Genomic DNA, 24,228 nt, shown 5'->3' with positions numbered 1-24,228 from the left:
CTGTCGCTCACCGTCACTACCGTGGATCACTCGGTGAACCCGTACGGAAATTTTGTACGGGTTCCTACCGGGTCGCGTACGGATGCCTCGGGGGATGGGACCCACCATGAACGCCAGGAAGCTCCCGCCGAAGGAGAACCTCTCCTCCATGAAGATGCTCGGCCGCCAACTCGGCACCGCCCGCCGGGCCGCCGGCCTCACCCAGAGCGCCCTCGGCGAGATGGTCCGCCTGGACGAGGAGACCATCGCCTCCATCGAACAGGGCCGCCGTTCCCTCAAGTCCGACCTCGCCCACCTTCTCGACGAGATCCTCCAGACCAAGGGCCTCCTGGCCACCGGAGTCGCCAACCTCCCGGAGACCGACCAGTTCCCGCTGTGGGCCGAGGAGTACATGGAGCAGGAGCGCGTTGCGATCGCCCTGTCCCTCTATGCCAACCAGGTGCTTCCCGGCCTGCTTCAGACACGGAGCTACGCAGGCGCCGTGTTGCGCGAACGGGTTCCGGCGTATGACAGGGAGGAGCTGGAGACCAAGGTCGCCGCGCGAATGGACCGGCAGCAGATCCTCCACCGCAAGAGTCCCCCAACGGTCAGCTTCGTCGTCTGGGAGCCCGTCCTCCACCTCGCCGTCGGCGGCCCCGACATCCGGCGTGAGCAGCTCGAACACCTCCGTGGGTGCACCCGACTACCCAACCTGTCGCTCCAGTTCCTGCCCCTGACCAGCCCGTCCCACGCCGGCCTCGATGGCCCGCTCATCATCCTCGAAACCCCTGATCACCAGCACTTGGCGTACATCGAGGGCCAGCGCGGCAGCCAGTGGGTCTCCAACGCCGACGAGGTGTCCTTCATGTCGCGCAAGTATGCGATGCTGCGGGCACAGGCCCTGTCGCCCCAAGAGTCACAACGCCTGCTGGACCGTCTGCTAGGAGAGCAATGAGCACTGCGCTTCAGTGGTTCAAGTCGAGCTACAGCGGCAGCGAGGGCGGTGAGTGCGTGGAGGTCGCCAAGTCCCCCCAGGCCATCCACGTCCGCGATTCCAAGACGGCCCCCCACCACGCCCCCACCCTCCACATCACCCCCGCCACCTGGACCCACTTCCTCGCCCACGCCGTGAAGTGACCTGCGGCCGGAAGCCGTTGTCAGTGGGCGCCCCTACAGTCGGCGGCATGGCGACTCTTCCCAATCCGCTGCCCGCCCTGGCCACCGATCCGAGTGGGCGTTCGCTCGGGCTCCGGCTCCCGCCGGGGCGGCTGATCGACGTCACGGAGGACGGGCCGTGGCACGAGCCCTTGCTGTGGCACGCCGACAAGTCCGCCGCGCCCGGCACCTGGAGCGCGCTCGGCGGGCCCGCGGCGCGGGCGGGGCTGCTGCCCGTGCTGGTGGACCTCGGCGGGTCGCAGGGCGGGCCCGAGGGGTGGGAGCTGCTGCCCGGCGAGGTGTCGTACCCGGGGGACCACGACCCGGACGAGGTGCTGGCCGAGTACTGGGAGGAGTGCGCCGCCGAGGACGAGCCGTGGCCCGGGCTCGGCGAGAGCAGACCCGGTGCGACCGCCACGCCGGACGTGCGGGCCGCGGAGGTCGCCGACGGGCTGTCCGCCGAGTGCCCCTCCTGGTTCAAGGACCCCCACCTGGCCCTGGTGTCCGCCCGCCGCAGCGCCGACATACCCGCGGCCGTCGGCTGGACGGGCCCGCTGAACCACGAGAGCGACGTCGCGCGCCTGTGCGCCGTGCTGCGCACCTGGGAGGACCGCTTCGGGCTGCGCGTCGTCGGCCTGGGCTTCGACGTCCTGGTCGCGTCCCTCGCCGCCCCGCCGGCCACCCTCACGGAGGCCGAGCAGGTGGCGGCGGAGCACTTCGCGTTCTGCCCGGACAACGTCTGGCAGAGCGGCCCGGGCACGCTCGACGCCTACGCCAAGGGGCTCGTCGGCGAGCACGCCTGGACCTTCTGGTGGGACTGAGACGGCCCCGCCCAGGACTCAACTCCCCGGCAGCAAGCCGCGGCCCAGGCGCCGCAGGCCCTCCGTGATCTCCTCCGGCGTCTGGGTCACGAAGCACAGCCGCAGCGTGCCCGGGTCGGGGGTGCCGGCGTAGAAGGGCGCGCCGGGGACGTAGGCCACGTCCTCGGCGACGACCCGGGGCAGCAGCGCGGTGGTGTCGTACGGCTCCGGCAGCCGCGCCCAGAGGAACATGCCGCCCTCGGGGCGGTTCCAGGTGGAGCCCTCGGGCAGCGCGCCGGGCAGGGCGGCGAGCATGGCGTCGCGGCGCTCGCGGTAGACGCCGGCCACCCTGGCGACGTGGGCGTCGAGGTCGTACTCCGTGAGGTAGCGGGCGGCGGCCAGCTGGTTCACGGTCGGGGTGTGCAGGTCGGCGGCCTGCTTGGCGACGGCGCAGGCGCGGCGCAGCTCGGCGGGGGCGCGCAGCCAGCCCAGGCGCAGTCCGGGGGCCATGACCTTGGAGAACGAGCCGAGCAGCACGGTGCGGTCGCGGGCGTCGTCGCAGGTCGCGATCCAGGGCACGCGCTCGCCCTCGTAGCGCAGTTCGCCGTACGGGTCGTCCTCGACGATCCACAGGCCGTGGCGCGCGGCGACGGCGGCGAGCGCGGCGCGGCGGCCGGCGGGCAGGGTGCGGCCGGTGGGGTTCTGGAAGGTGGGGACGGTGTAGAGCAGCTTGGGCCGCTCGCGCACGACGAGGTCGGCGAGGGCGTCCGGGTCGGGGCCGTCGGCGTCGCCCGGGACGGCGAGGACGCGGGCGCCGGCGAGGCCGAAGACCTGGAGGGCGGCGAGGTAGCAGGGCTCCTCGACGAGGACGGTGTCACCGGGGTCGAGGAGCGCGCCGGCGAGGAGGGAGAGGGCCTGCTGGGAGCCGGTGGTGACGAGCAGGTCGTCGGCGTCGGTGGTGAGTCCGCGGGCGGTGTGCCGAGCGGCGAGGAGGTCGCGCAGTGCGGGTTCGCCCTCGGTGGTGGCGTACTGCAGGGCCCGCGCGGGGAGTTCGTCGAGCACGTACCGGAAGGCGGCGGCCACCCCGGCCCGGTCGAAGACGTCCGGGGCGGGCAGCCCGCCGGCGAAGTTGATGACCTCGGGGCGGGCGGTGACGGCGAGGATGTCCCGCACCGGCGACCCGCCGACGGTCCGTGCGCGGGCGGCGAGCGGCGGCGGGGCGGCGGCTTCGCGGGGGCGGGCGGTTTCCGGGGCGACGGTCATGGGACGGCTCCTTCGGCTGCGGGCGGGCGACTCGCGTTGCCCGCAGCCTAGGGAGATGGGTGCCGTCTACACATGACCTTTTCGGGATATGGACGCCACCTGGGCCGCCTCCGCGGTCACGGCTTGGCGGTCACGGCTTGGCGGCCACGCCCCCGTAGACGTTGATGTCGGCGTCCGTCACGTCGTTTATGTCGTAGTAACGGACCTTCTCGATGTCGTCGAGGGAGGCCAGGTACGCCGGGTCGGGCTGCTCGGGGACCGGGGCGGGCTCGGAGCGCCAGTGGTGCACCGGGACCACGCCGGGCTCGGCGAGCACCAGGCCGTTGCCGGTGAAGAACCGCTCGACGTCGGCGCGCGACCGCAGCACGAAGGTGAAACCGCGCTCGGTGTACGTGCGTTGGACGGCGCGGATGTTCTCCGGGTTGAGGTCGTCGGTGAGGTGGCTGAGCACCAGCCGGCTGCCGGCGGGCAGCGCGTCCACCAGCTCGCGGACGATCGGGTACGCCTCCTCGTCCTCGATGAAGTGCAGGATCGCCACCAGGCACAGCGCGATCGGCTGGTCGAAGTCGAGGGTCTTGGCGGCCTGTTCGAGGATCTGCGCGGGGCTCTTCAGGTCGGCGTCGATGTAGTCGGTGCGGCCCTCGGACCCCGAGGTGAGCAGCGCCCGCGCGTGGGCGAGGACGACGGGGTCGTTGTCGACGTAGACCACCCGGGAGTCGGGGATGATCCGCTGGGCGATCTGGTGGACGTTCTCGGCGGTCGGCAGGCCGGTGCCGATGTCCAGCCACTGCCGGATGCCGTCCTCCTGGACCAGCGCGGTCACCGCGCGGCGGAGGAAGTCGCGGTTGTGCCGCACGTCGAGGTAGCCGCGCGGGTTGGCGGCGAGACCGGCGGCCGCGGCGGCCCGGTCGACGGGGTAGTTGTCCTTGCCGCCGAGGAAGACGTCGTACACCCGCGCCGGATGCGCCTTGCTGGTGTCGATCCGTCTGCGCAGCTCGGCGGGGTCCTGGTCGAGCGCGTCACCGGACATGGGGGTCTCCCTGGTTCATGAGCAGGTCGGTGTCAGCCGACGAACAACCGCGGCAGTGGGCAACAACCTAACTCCTGAGGGCACTTGAAGGTGCCCGAAGACCCCCTCCCGGGGTCAGCCCAGCGTCCGGGCGACCTCCGTCGCCCAGTAGGTGAGGATGGTGCGGGCGCCGGCCCGCTTGATGCCGGTGAGGGCCTCCAGGATCGCGCGGTCGCGGTCGATCCAGCCCTTCTCGGCGGCGGCCTCGATCATCGCGTACTCGCCGGAGACCTGGTACGCGGCGACGGGCACGTCCACGGCGTCGGCGACCCGGGCGAGGACGTCGAGGTACGGGCCGGCCGGCTTGACCATGACCATGTCGGCGCCCTCCTCGAGGTCGAGGGCGAGCTCGCGCAGCGACTCGCGCCAGTTGGCGGGGTCCTGCTGGTACGTCTGCCGGTCGCCGCGCAGGGACGACCCGACGGCCTCGCGGAAGGGACCGAAGAACGCGGAGGAGTACTTGGCGGTGTAGGCGAGGATCGCCACGTCCTCGCGGCCGATCTGGTCGAGCGCGTCACGGATGACGCCGATCTGCCCGTCCATCATCCCGCTCGGCCCGACGACGTGGGCGCCGGCGTCGGCCTGCACCTGCGCCATCTCGGCGTACCGCTCCAGGGTGGCGTCGTTGTCGACCCGGCCCTGGTCGTCCAGGACACCGCAGTGCCCGTGGTCGGTGAACTCGTCGAGGCACAGGTCGGCCATCACGAGCAGGTCGTCGCCGACCTCGGCCCGCACGTCGCGCAGGGCGACCTGGAGGATGCCGTCCGGGTCGGTCCCGGCGGTGCCGAGGGCGTCCTTCTTGGTGTCCTCCGGCACGCCGAACAGCATGATCCCGGAGACCCCGGCCTCGGCGGCCTCCACGGCGGCCTTCTTCAGGCTGTCGCGCGTGTGCTGCACTACCCCGGGCATGGCCCCGATCGGCACCGGCTCGCCCACGCCCTCCCGCACGAAGGCGGGGAGGATGAAGTCGGCGGGGTGCAGCCGCGTCTCGGCGACCATCCGCCGCATGACCGGACTGGTCCGCAGCCGCCGCGGCCGCGCACCGGGAAAGGATCCGTACTTCGCCATACGTCTACGCTACGCCCGCCGGGCCGGTGCCTTTGCCGACGCCCAGTCGGCCCAGCAGGGCCCGGGAAGGCCGTCCGGGACCGCACGTCGTCCGCCGTGGTGTCGGCGCCGCCGCGCCGGGAACCCGCGCCCCGCACCTGGTGGCGTCGACGCGAGGGCGGGAGGCACGCGAGCGTGTTCGAGGGATTCGAGACCAGGCACGTCGAGACCGGTGAGGCGTCCGTCTTCGTGCGGTACGGCGGGGACGGCCCGCCGGTGGTCCTGCTGCACGGCCATCCCCGTACGTCCGCGACCTGGCACCGGGTCGCCCCGCTGCTGGTGGACCGCGGCTTCACCGTCGTCTGCCCGGACCTGCGCGGCTACGGCCGCTCCCGGGGCCCGGCCCCGGCGCCGGACCACAGCGCCCACTCCAAGCGGGCGGTGGCCGGTGACGTGGTGGCGGTGATGCGCGCGCTGGGGCACGAACGGTTCGCGCTCGTCGGGCACGACCGCGGGGCCGCCGTCGCCTTCCGCCTGGCGCTGGACCACCCGCGGGCGGTGGAGCGGGTGGCGCTGGTCGACGGCCTGCCGATCAGCGAGCACCTGGCGCGCATCACACCGGAGTTCGCGACCCAGTGGTGGCACTGGTTCTTCTTCGCCCAGCCTGATACCCCGGAGCGCGTCATCAACGCCGACCCGGACGCCTGGTACCGGGGCGACCCGCGGGTCATGGGCCGGGAGAACCACGACGAGTTCCGGGAGGCCACCCGCGACCCGGAGGTGGTGCGCGCGATGCTGGAGGACTACCGGGCGGGTCTCACCGTCGACCGCCGCCACGAGGAGGAGGACCGCGCCGCCGGCACACGCGTGCGGTGCCCGGCGCTGATCCTGTGGTCGCTCCGCGACGACCTGGAGCAGCTGTACGGCGACCCGTTGCGGATCTGGCGCGACTGGGCGACGGACGTCCGCGGCCACGGCATCGACTCCGGCCACCACGTCGCGGAGGAGGCCCCGCAGGACTTGGCGGCGGCCCTGGCGGACTTCTTCGCTGCCTGACCGGACGCTTCAGCTGCCCCTGGCGCTGCGGAGCGCCGGGGCCGGCTCCTGAGCCCGGTGGGCAGGCCGCTGCCAGACGTGCCACCGGCCACTGCAGCGGAGCCATCGCGGGCCACCGGCAGCCCATGCCACCGCAACGGACCGGGGGCCCGGCGGCCGTAGCCCCCGGACCCCCGGTCCGTGTCCCGCGGCGGGATCCGGCGCCCCAGCGCCCGACCACCCCGCCGCCCTGCATCACGTCGCCCGACGCCTCCGTGCCCCCGGCCGCCGCTCGCTCGGCCGCGTCACCGGGTCGCCCGCCTCCAGGGCCGCCGCCCGTCGGCGCAGGCCGAAGTCGGCCAGGGCCTCGGCGAGCTTGTGCACCGACGGCTCCGGTGCCATGACGTCCACCCGCAGCCCGTGCTCCTCGGCCGTCTTGGCCGTGGCCGGGCCGATGCACGCGATGACGGTGACGTTGTGCGGCTTGCCGGCGATGCCGACCAGGTTGCGGACCGTCGAGGACGACGTGAAGAGCACCGCGTCGAAGCCGCCGCCCTTGATCGCCTCACGGGTCTCGGCCGGCGGCGGCGAGGCGCGCACGGTCCGGTAGGCCGTGACGTCGTCGACCTCCCAGCCGAGCTCGATCAGCCCGGCCACCAGGGTCTCGGTGGCGATGTCGGCGCGCGGCAGGAAGACGCGGTCGATCGGGTCGAAGACCGGGTCGTAGGGCGGCCAGTCCTCCAGGAGGCCGGCCGCGGACTGCTCGCCCGACGGGACGAGGTCGGGCTTCACGCCGAAGGCGATCAGGGCCTTGGCCGTCTGCTCGCCCACCGCGGCGACCTTGATGCCCGCGAACGCGCGGGCGTCGAGCCCGTACTCCTCGAACTTCTCACGGACCGCCCGCACCGCGTTGACCGACGTGAAGGCGATCCACTCGTAGCGCCCGGTCACCAGGCCCTTGACGGCGCGCTCCATCTGCTGGGGCGTGCGCGGCGGCTCGACGGCGATCGTCGGCACCTCGTGCGGGACGGCCCCGTAGGACCGCAGCTGGTCGGAGAGCGACGCCGCCTGCTCCTTCGTGCGGGGCACGAGGACCTTCCAGCCGAACAGCGGCTTGGACTCGAACCACGCCAGCTGGTCGCGCAGGGCGGGGGCGGAACGCTCGCCGACCACGGCTATCACCGGGCGGCCGCCCTCCGGGGAGGGCAGCACCTTGGCCTGCTTCAGGGTCTGCGCGATGGTGCCGAGGGTGGCGTTCCAGGTGCGCTGGCGGGTGGTCGTCCCGGCGACGGTCACCGTGAGCGGGGTGTCGGGCTTGCGCCCGGCCGCCACCAGCTCACCGGCGGCCGCGGCGACGGAGTCCAGCGTCGTCGAGACGACGACCGTGCCGTCGGAGGCGCCCACCTCGGTCCAGCACCGGTCGGACGCCGTGCGGGCGTCCACGAACCGGACGTCCGCGCCCTGGGCGTCGCGCAGCGGCACACCGGCGTACGCGGGCACGCCGACCACCGCCGCGACACCCGGCACCACCTCGAAGGGAACGCCAGCGGCCGCACAGGCGAGCATTTCCTCCGCCGCGTACGTATCAAGTCCCGGGTCCCCGGGCACCGCACGGACGACCCGCCTGCCGCCCCGCGCGGCCTCCATGACAAGATGTGCGGCATCCCGCACGGCGGGGACAGCAGCGGTTGTTGACGCGCCGTCAACAACCGTCGGCTGGGGTGTGCCCGGGACCGGAACGAGGTCCGGTGAAGGGTCCGCGTTCACGACGGACACGCCCGGCCTGGCGTGCGCACGCACGACGTCGAGCACCTCGTGCTCGGCGACGAGGACGTCCGCGTTCGCCAGCGCCTCGACGGCGCGCAGGGTCAGCAGTCCCGGATCCCCGGGTCCGGCACCGAGGAAGGTGACGTGCCCGTGTTCAGGACCGGCGGCAGGAAGGGCGGTGGGGCTCACTGTGCTCGCTCCCCCATCAGACCGGCCGCGCCCTGGGCGAGCATCTCGGCGGCGAGGTGCCGACCGAGCGTCGCCGCCTGGTCGTGCGTCTCGGGCACGGGACCGGTGGTGGACAGCTGCACCATGCGGGAGCCGTCGGTCGTGCCGACGACGCCGCGCAGGCGCATTTCGTTGACAATCTGCCCGTCCGCGTGGGGGTTGCCCCGCTCGAACGGTGCCGGGAACGGAAGGTCGGCCAGCGCGCCCACGGGCGCGGAGCAGCCGGCCTCCAGGGCGGCGAGCAGCGACCGCTCGGCCGTCACGGCGACCCGGGTGAACGGGTCGTCGAGCTCGGCGAGCGCGGCGATCAGGTCCGCCTGGTCGGCGGGGCACTCGACCGCCAGGGCCCCCTGGCCGGGGGCCGGCAGCACGGTGTCGACCGAGAGGAAGTCGGTGACCTCCTCGCCTCGGCCGATCCGGTTCAGCCCGGCGGCGGCGAGGACGACGGCGTCCAGTTCCCCGTCGCGGACGTACCCGATGCGGGTGTCGACGTTGCCGCGTATCGGCACGGTCTCTATGTCGAGGCCGTGGGTGCGCGCGTACGCGTTGAGCTGCGCCATGCGCCGCGGCGAGCCGGTGCCGATGCGCGCGCCGCGCGGCAGGTCGGTGAACTTCAGCGCGTCCCGGGCGACGATCACGTCCCGCGGGTCCTCGCGCACGGGCACGGCCGCCAGCACCAGCTCCTCGGGCTGGCTCGTCGGCAGGTCCTTCAGCGAGTGAACCGCGAAGTCGACCTCGCCCCGCAGCAGCGCGTCGCGCAGCGCGGTGACGAAGACGCCGGTACCGCCGATCTGCGCGAGGTGCTCGCGCGAGGTGTCGCCGTAGGTGGTGATCTCGACGAGCTCGACGGGCCGTCCGGTCACCTGGCTCACGGCGTCCGCCACTTGCCCGGACTGGGCCATGGCGAGTCTGCTCCGCCTGGTCCCGAGCCTCAGTGCCTTCTCAGTCATCGCTGGCCCTCGGTTCTGGCCTTCTTCTCGGTGCTGTTCTCGGTGGTGCTGTCCTCGGCGCGGGAGACGGAGGCCACCGTCTCGGGGTCGAGGTCGAACAAGGTGCGCAGCGCGTCCGCGTACCCGGCTCCGCCCGGCTCGGCCGCGAGCTGCTTGACCCGCACCGTCGGCGCGTGCAGCAGCTTGTCCACGACCCGCTTGACGGTCTGGGTGATCTCGGCGCGGTGCTTGTCGTCGAGGGCGGGCAGCCGCCCCTCGAGGCGGGCGATCTCGCCGGCGACGACGTCGGCGGCCATGGCGCGCAGGGCGACGACGGTCGGCGTGATGTGGGCGGCGCGCTGGGCGGCGCCGAAGGCGGCCACCTCGTCGGACACGATGCGGCGCACCTGGTCGACGTCGGCGGCCATCGGCGCGTCCGCGGAGGCCTCGGCGAGCGACTCGATGTCGACCAGCCGTACCCCGGCGAGCCGGTGCGCGGCCGGGTCGATGTCGCGCGGCATGGCGAGGTCGAGCAGGAACAGCACGGGCTCGGGCCGTACGACGTCGGCGACCGGCTCGGGCCTGCGGCGCTCGGGGATCCGCCCGACGGCGGCGACGGCCGCGGCGAGCGCCGCGATGGCGTCGGCGTCCTCGGCGGGGTCGAGCGGGACGGCGGTGCCCGGCCGGGTCGCGGTGCCGGCCGCGGAGCGCGGGGCGCGGGGCGCGGCGTCGGGGGCGCCGTTGTCGACCCAGGCGGCGTGCTGCTCCAGCTCGGCGGCGCCCATCCCGGCCACGGCGGCCTCGCCGGCCACGGAGAAGCCGGCGGTCGCCTGCACGGCGGGCAGGTCGAGCGGGCAGCCCTCGTCGGTGCCGAGGGAGGTGGGCGGCAGCGGCGCCCGCTGCGCGCGGGGGTCCGCGGGCGCGTCGGGCTGCGGCGTGGGTATGGCGTGGCCGGTGCGGCCGTCCACGGAGGTCGCGACCGCCTCGGCCGTCAGCACGAGTCCGGTCGCGCCGGTACAGGAGACGGCCACGTCGGCACGTGTCAGTTCGGCGGCGACGGCGTCCATGGGCACCGCGCGGGCCGTCACGGCCGTGCCCTCGGCGTCGGTGAGGATCTGCGCGAGGCGCTCGGCGCGCTCGAAGGTGCGGTTGGCGACGACGATCTCGGCGACCCCGGCGCGCGCGAGGGTCGCGGCGGCCAGCGAGGACATCGATCCGGCGCCGATGACCAGCGCCTTCTTGCCGCGCGCCCAGTCGGGCACCGCGCCGTCCCCGGCGAGCTGCTCCAGGCCGAAGGTGACCAGCGACTGCCCGGCCCGGTCGATGCCGGTCTCGGAGTGGGCGCGCTTGCCGACCCGCAGGGCCTGCTGGAACAGCTCGTTCAGCAGCCGTCCGGCGGTGTGCAGGTCCTGCGCCTTGGCCAGGGAGTCCTTGATCTGTCCGAGGACCTGGCCCTCGCCGACGACCATGGAGTCCAGTCCGCAGGCCACCGAGAACAGGTGGTGGACGGCCCGGTCCTCGTAGTGCACGTAGAGGTAGGGGGTGAGCTCCTCCAGCCCGACCCCGCTGTGCTGGGCGAGGAGGGTGGACAGCTCGGCGACGCCCGCGTGGAACTTGTCCACGTCGGCGTACAGCTCGATGCGGTTGCAGGTGGCCAGCAGCGCGGCCTCGGCGGCCGGCTCGGCGGCGACGGTGTCCTGGAGCAACTTGATCTGCGCGTCCGGCCCCAGCGAGGCCCGCTCCAGCACGCTGACCGGGGCACTGCGGTGGCTCAGTCCGACGACGAGGAGGCTCATGCCGGCATCACGGCGGGTACGTCCCCGTCGGGTCCCTGGTCCGCCGCGTCGGAGCGGGCCGCGGCGGCCTGCTGGGCCGCCCCGTTGCCCGCTTCCTCGCCGGCCTTGCGCTGCTCGTGGAAGGCGAGGATCTGCAGCTCGATGGAGAGGTCCACCTTGCGCACGTCGACGCCGTCGGGCACGGACAGCACGGTCGGCGCGAAGTTCAGGATGGAGGTGACGCCGGCGGCCACGAGCCGGTCGCAGACCTGCTGGGCGGCGCCGGCGGGCGTCGCGATCACGCCGATGCTCACACCGTTGTCCTGGATGATCTTCTCCAGTTCGTCGGTGTGCTGCACGGGGATGCCCGCGACGGGCTTGCCGGCCATCGCCGGGTCGGCGTCTATCAGGGCGGCGACCCGGAACCCGCGCGAGGCGAACCCGCCGTAGTTGGCGAGCGCGGCGCCGAGGTTGCCGATGCCGACGATGACGACGGGCCAGTCCTGCGTCAGGCCCAGCTCCCGGGAGATCTGGTAGACGAGGTACTCGACGTCGTAGCCCACGCCGCGCGTCCCGTAGGAGCCCAGGTAGGAGAAGTCCTTGCGCAGCTTGGCGGAGTTGACGCCGGCCGCGGCCGCGAGCTCCTCGGAGGAGACCGTGGGGACCGAGCGCTCCGACAGTGCGGTCAGGGCGCGGAGGTACAGCGGAAGGCGGGCGACGGTGGCCTCGGGAATCCCTCGGCTACGGGTCGCCGGTCGGTGAGTTCGGCCAGTTGCCACGGTGCTCCTGCGGGTAGAGCGGGGCTGTAGGCGGTCAGACGTCCCACGACCGCCCCGTCGTATGCAGGCTATGTCTTTGTGAACGCGTGCACAAAGATGGTGTCCGATTTGCCCGGCCAACGTGACCGGGGTCACGCGATCCCCGCGCGGCTGCGGGGAACCGGCGTACACACGCCCGCGTTCCTTCCTTGTCGGGGGCAAAACCGCCCACTCTCCTCACGAATCCCGCCCCCGAGACCAAGTCGCCGTCGATCCTAAGCGACGCGGCGACCCGTTTGGACTAGTCGGTCAGCGCCTTGCGCAGCCGTTGCTCGTTCACGCGCCAGAAGGTGTGCTGCCGTCCGTCCACGAGGACGACCGGGATCTGTTCCCAGTACTGCTCGTGGAGGCGGGGGTCCTGGGTGATGTCCTGCTTCTCCCAGGGGACGCCGAGGTCGCCGCACACCTTCTCGACCACCTCCTGCGCCTCCTCGCACAGGTGGCAGTCGGGCTTCCCGATGAGCGTGACCAGCCGGTCCTGCGGGGCGGGGCCCTTACGACGAAAGAGGGGACTCATGCCAGCCATTCTCACGCCTCGCCGCTCCCTCTTTAACGGTCCGGACGCGGAGAGTTCACGGCGTTCCCACCCGGCGGCTGCGGGAATCCGCACGTGGAATGGCTATGCTCACGCCATGGCCGCTCTCGGATGGCTCACCCCCCGCAGGCGCTCCGCCACGGCGCGGAGCGTGCTGGCCGGCGAGGCCTCGGCGGAGGCCGCCCGCAAGTCCACGCAGGAGACCCAGCCGGCCGGCGAACCGGTGTTCCCGGTCCTGGGGGACGACCGGGCCGCCGCCTTCTTCGACCTGGACAACACCGTGATGCAGGGCGCCGCCCTCTTCCACTTCGGCCGGGGCCTGTACAAGCGGAAGTTCTTCGAGACGCGCGACCTGGTCCGCTTCGCCTGGCAGCAGGCGTGGTTCCGGCTGGCCGGCATCGAGGACCCCGAGCACATGCAGGAGGCCCGCGACTCGGCGCTGTCCATCGTCAAGGGCCACCGCGTCTCCGAGCTGCAGTCGATCGGCGAGGAGATCTACGACGAGTACATGGCCGAGCGCATCTGGCCGGGCACCCGGGCGCTGGCCCAGGCACACCTGGACGCGGGCCAGAAGGTGTGGCTGGTCACCGCGGCCCCGGTGGAGATCGCCCAGGTCATCGCCCGGCGCCTGGGGCTGACCGGCGCGCTGGGCACGGTGGCCGAGTCGGTCGACGGGGTCTACACGGGCCGGCTGGTCGGCGAGCCGCTGCACGGCCCGGCCAAGGCGGAGGCGGTGCGCGCGCTGGCCGCGGCGGAGGGCCTGGACCTGTCCCGCTGCGCCGCCTACAGCGACAGCCACAACGACATCCCGATGCTGTCCCTGGTGGGCCACCCCTACGCCATCAACCCGGACAGCAAGCTGCGCAAGCACGCGCGCGAGCTGGAGTGGCGCCTGCGCGACTACCGCACCGGCCGCAAGGCGGCGAAGGTGGGCATCCCGGCCGCGGCGGGCGTGGGCGCGGTGGCGGGCGGCACGGCGGCGGCCATCGCGCTGCACCGGCGCCGCCGGTAGTCACGCGCCGGACCGTCGCGGCGTCCGCCGGCCGATCGGGCCGATCACGTGCGCCGCTCGATTCGATCACTTGCGTCGCCTTCGGCGACACCCCCGGACGAAGCGACCAATCCCACGGTCGTACCCCGCCGGAGCCGCTTCCAGTCCTCTTGTCGGCGGACAGCCACAACATGTCCCGTATCACCCTCCGATACGAACCGATCCGATCAGTATTCGGTCACACCCAGGCACTGGACCGAGCGTCAAACGGATACGGAAGCGACGCAATCGATGATTTGAGCAACTCGGTGTAGCAGGCCCTGCACGAAGCGTTATTCTCCTCAGACGCAATCCGGTACCCCTCCGTCGCTACGACGGGTGAACGGTCCCGCACTGCACGTGATGGAAGCTCTGCCTCTGGGAGTCTTGTGTACCCACATGTCGGGGTTGACGCCTCGGGCCTGGCTACGCTGCGCGCAACAGTCGCAACGGTCAAAGAGACGCTGCGCGGCCTCGTCCCCACCGCGTACGCCGTCCCCGCCCTCGCCACGGCCGCCGCACCGGCCGGCCCGGCCTACGCACTGGCCGACGGCCTCGAGCAGGTGCCGGGGCGCAGCGCCGTCGTCGAGGGACGGCGGGCGGGCGAAGGGCGCGCGGCCGTCAGACGCGGACGCGCGGCGGCGACCACCGCCCGGCGGCCCGCCGCCGACAGCGACAGCGCCCGGATGATGGACCTCGTGGAGCGCGCCCAGGCCGGCGAGGCCGACGCCTTCGGCCGCCTCTACGACCAGTACAGCGACACCGTCTACCGCTACATCTACTACCGCGTCGGGGGCCGGGCCACGGCCGAGGACCTCACCAGTGAGACGTTCCTGCGCGCGCTGCGCCGCATCGGCACCTTCACCTGGCAGGGCCGCGACTTCGGTGCCTGGCTCGTCACCATCGCCCGCAACCTCGTCGCCGACCACTTCAAGTCGAGCCGCTTCCGGCTGGAGGTCACCACCGGCGAGATGCTCGACGCCAACGAGGTCGAGCGCTCCCCGGAGGACTCCGTCCTGGAGTCCCTGTCCAACGCCGCCCTCCTCGACGCCGTGCGCCGGCTCAACCCCCAGCAGCAGGAGTGCGTGACGCTGCGTTTCCTCCAGGGCCTCTCGGTCGCCGAGACCGCGCGCGTCATGGGCAAGAACGAGGGGGCCATCAAGACCCTCCAGTACCGGGCCGTGCGCACGCTGGCCCGCCTCCTCCCGGACGACGCCCGCTGAGCGTCCCGTACCCGCCGAGCCGGCCCCACCCGGCCCCACCCCCACGTTCCGCGATCCCCAACTCACGGTCAGTGACAGTCCGTTGACTTCCCGATCCGATCATCCGCCGTCCGTAACCCAAGTGCCGCGCCAGTCGTTGTGCGGGATACAGGCCCCCTGTGGTCACGTCCCGGCCGTCCTCGATCACCCGATCGGGGGGAACCGGTCGAAGACGTGCAACCCCGAGAACCCCAGGGGAGTCGACCGTCATGACGAGAGGAGGTGCCGCCAGTGATCGCGAACGTATCGGCGCACCGGCGGGCGAACGCCTTCGCCCAAGCCCTTCAGGAGCAGTCCGAACAGGGCCCGGCGGCCGAGCAGTCCGAAGGACCTGCACCGGCACCGGCCGCTGCGGACGAGACCGGGCAGGGCCGGATGCTGGCCCTCGCCACGAGCCTCGCCGAGCTGCCCAGACCCGAGCTCGACCCCGAGGTCAAGGTCGTGCAGCGGGCCCAGCTGGTCGCCGCCATGGAGGCCATGCTCCAGGAAGGCAGGTTCGGGGGCGAGGCCACGGACCCTTCGGTGCCCGAGCAGCGCTCCGCCCGGCGGGGCGCACACCGGGCGACCCCGCTGGGCAGGTTCCGCCCCCGCAGCCGGCTCGCCAAGAGCCTCACCGCGGGCGGCCTCAGCGTGGGTGTCGCCGCGGGCGCGTTCGGCGGGGTGGCCGCCGCCAGCTCCGACGCCCTCCCCGGTGACTCGCTCTACGGCCTCAAGCGCGGCATCGAGGACTTCAAGCTCAACTACCTCGCCGAGGGCGACAGCGAGCGCGGCCAGGCGTACCTCGACCTGGCGTCCACCCGGCTGAACGAGGCGCGCCGGCTCCTGGAGCGCGGCCGCGGCGGCGACCTCGACCACGACTCCGTGAGCGAGATCCGCCGCACCCTGTTCGGCATGCAGCACGACGCCTCCGAGGGCCACCGCCTGCTGCACGAGGCCTACGAGCGCGACCCCCGGTCCCTGGTCCCCATCCAGGCCCTGTCGTCGTTCTCGCAGTCCCACCGCGAGGCGTGGAGCAAGCTGCGCGACCGGCTGCCGGTGCAGCTCGGGGACGTCAGTGAGCAGGTGTCGTCGGTGCTCGACGCCATAGACCAGGAAGTCGCGCCGCTGCAGTCCCTGCTCCCGCAGCCCCCGGCCCGGGGCGGCGGCACGGGGACCGGCCCGGGCACGGGCTCCGCGTCGGCCGGCGCCTCCAGCAGCGACCGCTCCACCTCGCCGAGCACCGGCAGCGGCCCGGCGGCCGGCGGTCACACCGGCGACGGCAGCGGCAGCCCCAGCCGCTCCGCGAGCTCCAGCGCGTCGGACGACGGCCTGCTCGGCGGCAACACCGGCGGCCTGCTGGACCCGCCGAAGGACAGCGCCGGCACCACCTCGCCGCCCGTCCTGCCGAGCACCCAGCCGGACGTGACGATCCCGCCGCTGCTCCCGGGCCTGCTGCCCGGACTGGGCATCGACGGCGAGGACGCCGACTAGCGGCGGTCCGCGCGCCACAGACGGGGGCGCCCTTCCCGGAGGAGGGCGCCCCCGTCGGCGTACCCACCGGCCCGGCAGGCCGCCGGGGCTAGAAGAACACCGACCGCCGCTGCACCAGCAGCTTGTACAGGGTGTGCTGGATCTGCTCGCGCACCTGGTCGGTCAGGTTGAACATCAGCATCGGGTCCTCGGCGGCCTCCGGCGGGTAGCCGTCCGTCGGGATCGGCTCGCCGAACTGGATCGTCCACTTGGTGGGCAGCGGAACCGCGCCCAGCGGACCGAGCCACGGGAACGTCGGCGTCAGCGGGAAGTACGGGAAGCCCAGCACCCGGGCCAGCGTCTTGGCGTTGCCGAGCATCGGGTAGATCTCCTCCGCCCCGACGATCGAGCAGGGAATGATCGGCGCGCCGTGCCGCAGTGCCGTGGAGACGAAGCCGCCCCGGCCGAACCGCTGGAGCTTGTAGCGCTCGCTGAACGGCTTGCCGATGCCCTTGAAGCCCTCCGGCATGACCCCCACCAGCTCGCCCTGCTCCAGCAGCCGTTCGGCGTCCTCGGCGCAGGCCAGGGTGTGCCCGAGCTTGCGGGCGAGCTCGTTGACGACCGGCAGCACGAACACCAGGTCGGCGGCGAGCAGCCGCAGGTGCCGGCCCGCCGGGTGGTGGTCGTGCACGGCGACCTGCATCATCAGGCCGTCCAGCGGCAGCGTCCCGGAGTGGTTGGCGACGATCAGCGCACCACCGTCGGCCGGGATGTTCTCGACGCCCTTCACCTCGACCCGGAAGTACTTCTCGTACACCGGTCGCAGCAGCGACATCAGGACCTGGTCGGTCAGCTCCTCGTCGTAGCCGAAGTCGTCGACCTCGTAGTCCCCGGTGAGACGGCGGCGCAGGAACGCGAGTCCGCCCGCGATGCGCCGCTCCAGCCCGCCGGCGTCCGCCCGCTGCGCCTCGTCCGGCGCGGGGACGTCGTCCGGTGCGGCGGCCCCGCCGGGCAGGGCCTGGAGGTCACCGGCGTCCCGTGTCCCGCCGTCGTCCCGGGCCTCGCCCGCGCCGTGGAGCTCGCGCACCGGCACCGGCTGCTCGCCACCGGTGCGCCGGCTCCCCGTGCCACGGCGCCGCGGCGGCCGCTGCGCGGCGCTCCCGCGGGACCGGTCGTCGTCGAACGGAATGACCTTGGCGTCCGCCATCGTTGCTGCGCTCCTCAGTTGGCGCTCTGCGTCGGGGAGTGGGACGTCGGTGCGGCAGACCCTTCGGGGCCGCCGCCGCCCGGCACGGCCAGGGCGGCGACCCGGTCGACGGCCCCGGCCACGGCCTGCGGGGGCAGCAGCCCCGGCCCCCGGCTGCGGGCGAAGTCCGCGAAGGTCTCCGCCGTCGTGTACTTGGGGACGAAGCCCAGGGTCTCGCGCATCTGGTCCGTCGCCACGACCCGGCCGTGCGTGAGCAGGCGGATCTGCTCGGGGGAGAAGTCCGTCATCCCCAGCGTACGCACCAGCGAGCCGGCCCACGTGACGGCCGGCAGCAGCAGCGGCACGGTGGGCCGCCCGAGCCGCCGGGAGCACTGGGACAGCAGCAGCACCCCGTCCCCGGCGATGTTGAACGTCCCGCTGTTGAGGGTGCCCCGGCGCGGCTCGCGCGAGGCGATCCGCAGCACGTCGATCACGTCGTCCTCGTGCACGAACTGCAGCCGCGGGTCGTAGCCGAACACCGTCGGCAGCACCGGCAGCGAGAAGTACGCGGCGAGCGGCGTCTCGGCGGTGGGACCGAGGATGTTGGCGAACCGCAGCACGCTCACGGCGACGTCGGGCCGGCGCCGGGCGAACCCGCGCACATAGCCCTCGACCTCGCAGGTGTCCTTGGCGAAACCGCCGCTCGGCAGCGACTTGGCCGGGGTCGACTCGGTGAACACGGCCGGGTCCCGGGGCGCCGACCCGTACACGTTGGTGCTGGACTTCACCACCAGCCGCTGCACCTTGGGGGACTTCTGGCAGGCACCGAGCAGCTGCATGGTGCCGATGACGTTGGTCTCCTTCACCGTGGCCCGGCTGCCGCTGCCCAACGCGGTCGCCGTGACGTCCAGGTGGACGACGGTGTCGGCGCCGGTCTCGGCGAGCACCCGCGCGATGGTGGGCTGCCGGATGTCGGCCTGGATGAACTCGGCGCCGCCCAGGTGGTGCTCGGGCCGCACCGCGTCCACGGCGACGACCCGGTCGACCTCCGGGTCACGCTGGATCCGCCGGACGAACCGGCCGCCCAGCTGACGGGCCACCCCGGTCACGAGCACGACCTTGCCCACGGTGCAGCGCCTTCCTTCCAGGACCTTCAGGACCGACCTGCGACAGGACCCTCCGTCCGGCGGGTTTCCCCTCTGCGTCAACTTATCGGTTCGATGTCGCCCTGTGACGACCACGCGATGCCCGATGACCGAAACCGCCCCGGAAAGACGCGTGGCCCCCCACCGAAATCCCGGTGGGGGGCCACAACACGCTTTCGCGGCTCGCGTCGCGCGAACTTACTTCTTGTTACGACGCTGGACGCGCGTGCGCTTGAGCAGCTTGCGGTGCTTCTTCTTGGCCATCCGCTTGCGCCGCTTCTTGATAACAGAGCCCACGACTACCCTCGCTCACTTCTCATCACTCGGTGTTTGGGCGCCATGGGCCCACACGACCTACGAGGGGCTAGCCTACCCGCCCGAGTGCCGAGGCCGTTAATCGAGCGTCGGGGGCCGCTGTCGGCCGGTTTCCACTAGGCGGTTTCCACCCCCACGTAGCTGTCGCGGAGGTACTCGTGAACCGCGTTCTCGGGGACGCGGAAGGACCGCCCCACCCGGATCGCGGGCAGATGACCACTGTGCACCAGGCGGTACACGGTCATCTTGGACACTCGCATCACCGAGGCGACTTCCGCCACGGTAAGGAACTGGACCTCGCTCAGAGGCCTCTCGCCGGCTGCTGCCATGACACACCTGAACCTTCCGCACTCGACGGCCACCGGCTTCCCCTTCCGGTGACTCTTCGTCGTTGCGTGCTCACTCCCCAGACTAGGGGCGGGTGATGCGAGTGGGGAAGAGGTGCACCCATCGGCGGCCTACTGTGACAGACACGCTCGATTGAGTACGTAGCGGGCCAGCGGCAGGTAGTGGCCGCCCCGGACGCCGTCGTCGACCGGGACGACGGCGGACACCACGCCCTGCGCCTGCCCCACGAAGGGCGCCGGGTCGTCCGTGTCGGCCAGGCCGACCGCCTCGAACCCCAGCTGACCTGCCCCGCAGACCCATCCGTGGTCCCCGATCACCAGCTGTGGCAGCGGTCCGCCGGCCTCGGCGGCGGCATCCAGGGCCACCCGGACCGGCAGCGGCGAGTGGCAGTGCGCGCCGGTCGTGCTCCCGGCGCGAAGGCCCCCGCCCTCCCGCACGAACCCGACGCCCCGTACGTACGCGAGGTTGTACGTGCGTAGACCGAACCGGGTCGTTATGTCGACACAGCGACCCTGCGCCGGGGTGAGGACAGTACATCCCCCCGCCGACAAGGCGTCCGCGAGACGGACGTAGAAACCGAGCAGCCGGTGCGGGTGCCCGGTGCCGATCAGCACCGCTCCCCGGCGCCGCACCACCTCCGCGAGCCGCCCGGCGAACGCGTCCAGGCCGGCCAGGGTCAGCGCCGGGTCGATCACGTCCGGTCCGGTCACGCACCGGGGGTCGGGCGGCACGCCCACCCGCTCGGCCATCACCGCCAGCACGTCCCCGAAGCCCCACCCGCTTCCGGGATCGATCCCGAGCAGCACCCGCGGGTCCCGGGCCGCGAACGCCCGGTAGCTGCGCAGCCCCGCCTCCCGGGAGGTGCCCACCACCCCCGCCAGCCGGGAGCCCACCAGATGCCCCCGCAGGGCCCCCGCGCTCACCACCCGACGATCCTGGCGCAGCGCCCGGGGGCGGACCAGCGGATCGGGGGAACTGCGCACGGTCGGCCTAACGGCACCCGGCCGGGGACCGGACCCCCGGGTCCTACGCCAGCAGCCCCCGCAGCGGGAACACCGACCGCCGCGTCGCCAGCACCGCCTGGTCCAGCCGGTCCGCCGGGTCGTAGCCCGCCTCCCACGGGGACCACTGCACCGGCCACCGCCCGTCCGTCATCCGCATCGGCCCCAGCTGCCGGGTCCGCGCGTACACGGCCTGCCGCCAGCTCTCCGGGATCACCGTCTCCGGCGCCACCTCCCGGCCCGCCGCGATCCCCACCAGGTGCGCCCACGACCGCGGCACCACCTCCACCACGGCGTATCCACCACCGCCCAGCGCCACCCACCTGCCGGCCGCGTGCGCGTGCGCCAGCTCGTGGCACGCCACCTGCACGGCCCGCTGCGCGTCCAGCGACACCGCCAGGTGCGCCAGCGGGTCCTCGAAGTGGGTGTCCGCGCCGTGCTGGGTCACCAGCACGTCCGGCCGGAACTCCGCGAGCAGCTCGGGCACCACCGCGTGGAACGCCCGCAGCCACCCGGCGTCCCCGGTCCCCGCGGGCAGCGCCACGTTCACCGCGGAGCCCTCCGCCGCACCGGCCGCCCCGGTCTCCTCCGGCCAGCCGGTCTGCGGGAACAGCGTCCGCGGATGCTCGTGCAGCGAGATCGTCAGCACCCGGGGGTCGTCCCAGAACGCCGCCTGCACACCGTCCCCGTGGTGCACGTCGACGTCCACGTACGCGACCCGCTGGGCACCCAGCTCCAGCAGCCGCGCGATCGCGAGCGCCGCGTCGTTGTAGACGCAGAACCCGGACGCGGCACCGGGCATGGCGTGGTGCAGCCCGCCCGCGAAGTTCACCGCGTGCAGCGCCTCACCCCGCCACACGGCCTCCGCCGCGCCCACCGACTGCCCCGCGATCAGCGCGCTGACCTCGTGCATGCCCGCGAACGCGGGGTCGTCCAGGGTGCCGAGCCCGTACGCCTCGTCGGCCGAACGGGGGTCGGCGGACGCCGCCTTCACGGCGTCGATGTAGTCCTCGCGGTGCACCAGGCGCAGCGTCGACTCCCCGGCCGGCTTGGCCGCGACGACGCCCACCTCCCGGTCCAGCCCGAGGGCGTCCACCAGCTTCCGGGTCAGCTCCAGCCGGACCGGATCCATCGGATGCTCGGGCCCGAAGTCATAGCCCGTTACTGCCTCGTCCCACATCAGCTGTGCGCGGCCGCTCATGCCCGCCACCGTATCGGTCCGGTTGACGCGCGAACGACCGGGCGTACACCAACGTCAGCGACACGAGCACCATCGGGACGAGCATCGCCCCGCGGTAGCTCCAGGCGTCGCCGAGCGCCCCCACCAACGGCGAGCCCACCAGGAACCCGACGTAGTTGAAGATGTTCAGCCGGGCGATCGCCGCGTCCGAGGCCCCCGGGAACAGCCGCCCGGCCGCCGCGAACGTCTGCGGCACCAGCACGCACAACCCCAGCCCCAGCAGCGTGAACCCGAGCATCCCCACCCACGGCCCCGGCGCCACGGCCACCACGGCGAACCCCGCCGCGGCCACCACGGCCCCGCCCCGCACCACCGCCACGGCCCCCAACCGTCGCACCCCGAAGTCCCCGATGGCCCGCCCCAGCAGCGTGGTCACCATGTACACGTTGTACGGCACCGTCGCCAGCTGCTCGGAACTCCCCAGCACGTCCTGGAGGTACTTGGCACTCCAGTTGGACACGGTCGAGTCGCCGATGTACGCGAACGACATCACCAGGCACAGCGGCAGCAGCAGCTTGAAGACGAGCGCCCCGCCCTCCCCGCCACCGCCGGAGCCCTGCACACCGGGCTCCGCCGGGCCCGCGTCGACGTACCACCGGCTCCCCACCAGCACCGCCGGCAACAGCACCGCCGCCACCGGCAGGTACGACACCCACAGCGCCAGGTGCCAGTGCGCCCCCACCCACGCGAGCGACGCCCCGACGATGCCGCCCAGGCTGTACGCCGCGTGGAAACTCAGCATGATGCTGCGCCCGTACGACCGCTGCAGGCTCACCCCGAGCATGTTCATGGACGCGTCCAGTGCACCGACCGCCAGCCCGAACACCGCGAGCGAGACGGCCAGTTCGACCATCCGCTCCCCCGCCCCGACCCCGAGCAGCGCCAGCAGCACCACCGGCTGGGACCAGCGCAGCACCACGCTGGGCCGGACCCGCTTCACCAGCTGCTCGGTCGTCACGCTCCCGATGCCGGCCAGCACGGGCACGGCGGCCAGGAAGACGGGCAGCAGCGCGTCGGACACCCCGTAGCGGTCCTGGACGGCCGGGATGCGGGTCACGAGCAGGGCGAAGGCGACGCCCTGCGCGAGGAAGCCGAACGCCAGCGAGGCCCTGCCGCGCCGCAGCACATCAGTCATGGCGGCGAGCGTAGGGCCCCGGGCTACTGCTGGGTAGATCCGGCCAAAGATGAATTCTCCTCAGCTTTACCGGGCGAGGGCGACCTCGGGCACGTCCGCGGTCCGGGCGGACACGGCCCCGGTCCCCGCGCCGGTGGTGGCGTCGGCCTCCCGGTCGGCCTCGACCTCGGCCAGCAGCATCCGCGCCATCGGCCCGGCGGCCAGCGCACCGCTCACCAGGAACGCCGACCCCAGGGTGACCACCACGATCACGGACCCGAGCCACACCATGGTGTCCACGGGCAGGGTGTACACACCGACGACCCGCACGACGCACTCCGCGAGCAGGAAGCCGCCCCACACCCCCGAGAACACCCGCTCGGCCCGCCGGAAGTCAGCGGACCCGGTGCACAGCCGCTCCCAGACCGCTTCCCGCTCCGCCCGCCCCTTGACGAGCCACGGCTTCATGGCGGCGGTCATCAGGGGCTTGCCGAGCGCCACGGACACCAGCACCCCGAGCCCGACGACACTGCCCACCGCGCTCTCCTTGGCGAGCATGAGCCGCGGGTCCCCGGACACCAGGCCCAGCAGCAGCCCGACGACGTTGACCGAGAGGATCAGCGCTGCGAGCCCGTTGACCGCGCGCTCGCGGACCACGCCCCACGCGGTCCGCAGCGCCGGCACCACGCTGCTGCCCGCCAGCGCGGCGAACGTGCTCGTCCCGAACCCGTCCTTGAGCAGGTAGTAGCCGCCGACGGGCACCGCGACATCCACGATCAGGGGAGCCAGGGCCGGGCGCTTCGCGTGCGTCTTCGTCGTCATGCCCTCAGCTTCGCCGCCGAGGGGGGCCGCCCGGTAGGAACGATCGTCCCGACCTCCGCATGACAGATGTCAGACGAGCAGGTCGGCCAACTCCCCCATGTGCGCGAAGACTTTGCCGGCCCCGGCGAGCTTCTCGGCGGGCGTCATAGCGGTGAACCCGACCACGTCCATCCCGGCCGCGACCGCCGCCTGCACACCCAGCGGGGAGTCCTCGACGACGATGCACCGCTCCGGTGCGACGCCCATCTCCCGGGCCGCGTGGAGGAAGAGATCGGGCGCCGGCTTGCCCCGCCCGACGTCCTGCGAGCTGAAGATCCGCCCCTCGTCGAACCACCGGTCCAGCCCCGTCACCCGGTGCCCCACCCGGATCCGCTCATGGCTCCCGGACGAGGCCACGCAGTACGGCACCCCCTCGGCCCGCAGCCGCTCCAGCACCTCGGTGACCCCCGCCACGGGCTTCAACTCCCGCTCGAAGGCGGCGAACACCCGGGCGTGGAAGACGTCGTCGAAGTCCGCCGGCAGCCGCTGCCCGGTCCGCTCCAGCACCAGGTCGTGGATGCGGTGCATCGCGGACCCCATGTAGTCGCGTATCGAGTCCTCGTACGTCGTCGGGTGCCCGAGCTCGGTGAGGTACGCGGCGAGGTGCCGGTTCGACAGGGGCTCACTGTCGACGAGCACACCGTCGTTGTCGAAGATGACGAGGTCATAGCGCATGACAGTGAGCCTAAACGCAGAAAAGCCCCGTGCCGAATGGCACGGGGCTTTCCTTGTAAGAATTGTTCGGCGGTGTCCTACTCTCCCACAGGGTCCCCCCTGCAGTACCATCGGCGCTGTAAGGCTTAGCTTCCGGGTTCGAAATGTAACCGGGCGTTTCCCCTACGCTATGACCACCGAAACACTATGAAACTGTCGAACA

At 72.8% G+C, this 24,228-nt stretch carries 24 protein-coding genes and 1 rRNA gene; 7 read left to right on the top strand and 18 right to left on the bottom strand.

The window, feature by feature from the left end:
- Positions 1-106 precede the first annotated feature (106 nt).
- From E4U91_RS19790 to E4U91_RS19780, 3 genes are read left to right on the top strand one after another with little or no spacing between them, the layout of a single operon-like run.
- Positions 107-934 carry a helix-turn-helix domain-containing protein gene (locus tag E4U91_RS19790; protein ID WP_137308092.1) on the top strand — a complete coding sequence of 276 codons (828 nt, stop codon included), beginning with the start codon at positions 107-109 and terminating at the stop codon, positions 932-934.
- Positions 931-1,116, top strand: coding sequence for a DUF397 domain-containing protein (locus E4U91_RS19785; protein ID WP_137308091.1), 186 nt, complete (start codon positions 931-933; stop codon positions 1,114-1,116). The genes E4U91_RS19790 and E4U91_RS19785 overlap by 4 nt, the downstream gene beginning before the upstream one ends.
- A 47-nt stretch (positions 1,117-1,163) precedes the next feature.
- Entirely contained in the window at positions 1,164-1,955 is a 792-nt protein-coding gene (locus tag E4U91_RS19780; protein ID WP_137308090.1) for a DUF4253 domain-containing protein, read from the top strand.
- 18 nt (positions 1,956-1,973) lie between these two features.
- Here E4U91_RS19780 and E4U91_RS19775 read toward each other — a convergent pair whose 3' ends face one another.
- From E4U91_RS19775 to hemB, 3 genes are all read right to left on the bottom strand, one after another.
- Positions 1,974-3,197: an aminotransferase-like domain-containing protein gene (locus E4U91_RS19775; protein WP_137308089.1), complete on the bottom strand. Its 1,224-nt coding sequence runs from the start codon at positions 3,195-3,197 to the stop codon at positions 1,974-1,976.
- Between the two features lie 130 nt (positions 3,198-3,327).
- Positions 3,328-4,227 carry an SAM-dependent methyltransferase gene (locus E4U91_RS19770; RefSeq protein ID WP_137308088.1) on the bottom strand — a complete coding sequence of 300 codons (900 nt, stop codon included), beginning with the start codon at positions 4,225-4,227 and terminating at the stop codon, positions 3,328-3,330.
- A gap of 114 nt (positions 4,228-4,341) precedes the next feature.
- A complete protein-coding gene (gene hemB / locus E4U91_RS19765) occupies positions 4,342-5,334 on the bottom strand; it encodes a porphobilinogen synthase (RefSeq protein ID WP_137308087.1) in 993 nt (330 codons plus the stop codon).
- 174 nt (positions 5,335-5,508) lie between these two features.
- On the opposite strand from hemB, the gene E4U91_RS19760 reads away from it, so the two are divergent.
- Positions 5,509-6,369, top strand: coding sequence for an alpha/beta fold hydrolase (locus E4U91_RS19760; RefSeq protein WP_137308086.1), 861 nt, complete (start codon positions 5,509-5,511; stop codon positions 6,367-6,369).
- Between the two features lie 234 nt (positions 6,370-6,603).
- On the opposite strand, the gene E4U91_RS19755 is transcribed toward E4U91_RS19760, so the two are convergent.
- From E4U91_RS19755 to E4U91_RS19735, 5 genes are all read right to left on the bottom strand, one after another.
- Positions 6,604-8,304 (bottom strand): bifunctional uroporphyrinogen-III C-methyltransferase/uroporphyrinogen-III synthase, encoded by a 1,701-nt coding sequence (locus E4U91_RS19755; RefSeq protein ID WP_137308085.1) that lies wholly within the window; start codon positions 8,302-8,304, stop codon positions 6,604-6,606.
- The gene (hemC, locus tag E4U91_RS19750) at positions 8,301-9,293 is read right to left on the bottom strand and encodes a hydroxymethylbilane synthase (RefSeq protein WP_137308084.1); all 993 of its coding nucleotides are present in this window, start codon (positions 9,291-9,293) and stop codon (positions 8,301-8,303) included. Before hemC ends, E4U91_RS19755 begins: the two co-directional genes overlap by 4 nt.
- Positions 9,290-11,068: a glutamyl-tRNA reductase gene (locus tag E4U91_RS19745; protein WP_137308083.1), complete on the bottom strand. Its 1,779-nt coding sequence runs from the start codon at positions 11,066-11,068 to the stop codon at positions 9,290-9,292. Before E4U91_RS19745 ends, hemC begins: the two co-directional genes overlap by 4 nt.
- On the bottom strand, positions 11,065-11,826 hold the full coding sequence (locus E4U91_RS19740) for a redox-sensing transcriptional repressor Rex (protein WP_137308082.1): 762 nt from the start codon (positions 11,824-11,826) through the stop codon (positions 11,065-11,067). Before E4U91_RS19740 ends, E4U91_RS19745 begins: the two co-directional genes overlap by 4 nt.
- A 280-nt stretch (positions 11,827-12,106) precedes the next feature.
- Positions 12,107-12,391 carry a glutaredoxin family protein gene (locus E4U91_RS19735; RefSeq protein WP_107119741.1) on the bottom strand — a complete coding sequence of 95 codons (285 nt, stop codon included), beginning with the start codon at positions 12,389-12,391 and terminating at the stop codon, positions 12,107-12,109.
- Positions 12,392-12,497: 106 nt separating this feature from the next.
- Between E4U91_RS19735 and E4U91_RS19730 the strand changes: the two genes are divergently transcribed.
- The 3 genes from E4U91_RS19730 (at position 12,498) to E4U91_RS19720 (ending at position 16,162) form a co-directional block, all read left to right on the top strand.
- On the top strand, positions 12,498-13,412 hold the full coding sequence (locus E4U91_RS19730; protein WP_137308081.1) for an HAD family hydrolase: 915 nt from the start codon (positions 12,498-12,500) through the stop codon (positions 13,410-13,412).
- A 407-nt stretch (positions 13,413-13,819) separates the two neighbouring features.
- Positions 13,820-14,653 (top strand): ECF subfamily RNA polymerase sigma factor, BldN family, encoded by an 834-nt coding sequence (locus tag E4U91_RS19725; RefSeq protein ID WP_137308080.1) that lies wholly within the window; start codon positions 13,820-13,822, stop codon positions 14,651-14,653.
- 270 nt (positions 14,654-14,923) lie between these two features.
- The gene (locus E4U91_RS19720; RefSeq protein ID WP_137308079.1) at positions 14,924-16,162 is read left to right on the top strand and encodes a DUF5667 domain-containing protein; all 1,239 of its coding nucleotides are present in this window, start codon (positions 14,924-14,926) and stop codon (positions 16,160-16,162) included.
- Between the two features lie 88 nt (positions 16,163-16,250).
- Here the strand turns inward: E4U91_RS19720 and E4U91_RS19715 are convergent, their stop codons facing one another.
- The 10 genes from E4U91_RS19715 to rrf form a co-directional block, all read right to left on the bottom strand.
- Complete coding sequence (locus E4U91_RS19715; RefSeq protein WP_137308078.1) at positions 16,251-17,348, bottom strand: lysophospholipid acyltransferase family protein; 1,098 nt, start codon at positions 17,346-17,348, stop codon at positions 16,251-16,253.
- Positions 17,349-17,362: 14 nt separating this feature from the next.
- Positions 17,363-18,454 (bottom strand): NAD-dependent epimerase/dehydratase family protein, encoded by a 1,092-nt coding sequence (locus E4U91_RS19710; RefSeq protein WP_137308077.1) that lies wholly within the window; start codon positions 18,452-18,454, stop codon positions 17,363-17,365.
- 216 nt (positions 18,455-18,670) lie between these two features.
- A complete protein-coding gene (locus E4U91_RS19705; protein ID WP_003948845.1) occupies positions 18,671-18,769 on the bottom strand; it encodes a 30S ribosomal protein bS22 in 99 nt (32 codons plus the stop codon).
- 134 nt (positions 18,770-18,903) lie between these two features.
- The gene (locus tag E4U91_RS19700) at positions 18,904-19,116 is read right to left on the bottom strand and encodes a helix-turn-helix domain-containing protein (RefSeq protein ID WP_158101684.1); all 213 of its coding nucleotides are present in this window, start codon (positions 19,114-19,116) and stop codon (positions 18,904-18,906) included.
- A 129-nt stretch (positions 19,117-19,245) separates the two neighbouring features.
- Positions 19,246-20,061: a phosphatase gene (locus E4U91_RS19695; protein WP_137308076.1), complete on the bottom strand. Its 816-nt coding sequence runs from the start codon at positions 20,059-20,061 to the stop codon at positions 19,246-19,248.
- A gap of 100 nt (positions 20,062-20,161) precedes the next feature.
- The gene (locus E4U91_RS19690; RefSeq protein ID WP_137308075.1) at positions 20,162-21,337 is read right to left on the bottom strand and encodes an acetoin utilization protein AcuC; all 1,176 of its coding nucleotides are present in this window, start codon (positions 21,335-21,337) and stop codon (positions 20,162-20,164) included.
- Positions 21,288-22,511 (bottom strand): MFS transporter, encoded by a 1,224-nt coding sequence (locus E4U91_RS19685; RefSeq protein WP_137308074.1) that lies wholly within the window; start codon positions 22,509-22,511, stop codon positions 21,288-21,290. The genes E4U91_RS19690 and E4U91_RS19685 overlap by 50 nt, the downstream gene beginning before the upstream one ends.
- A gap of 66 nt (positions 22,512-22,577) precedes the next feature.
- Positions 22,578-23,312, bottom strand: coding sequence for a VC0807 family protein (locus E4U91_RS19680; RefSeq protein ID WP_241678635.1), 735 nt, complete (start codon positions 23,310-23,312; stop codon positions 22,578-22,580).
- Positions 23,313-23,381: 69 nt separating this feature from the next.
- Complete coding sequence (locus tag E4U91_RS19675) at positions 23,382-24,026, bottom strand: HAD family hydrolase (RefSeq protein ID WP_137308073.1); 645 nt, start codon at positions 24,024-24,026, stop codon at positions 23,382-23,384.
- Between the two features lie 64 nt (positions 24,027-24,090).
- Positions 24,091-24,207: ribosomal RNA gene (rrf, locus tag E4U91_RS19670) — 5S ribosomal RNA — on the bottom strand.
- Positions 24,208-24,228 lie beyond the last annotated feature (21 nt).

The organism is Streptomyces lasalocidi (assembly GCF_005280215.1).
GTDB lineage: Bacteria > Actinomycetota > Actinomycetes > Streptomycetales > Streptomycetaceae > Streptomyces > Streptomyces longwoodensis.
Note: the sequence above shows the minus strand (reverse complement) of the source record. Positions and strands in the feature narration are given on the sequence as shown.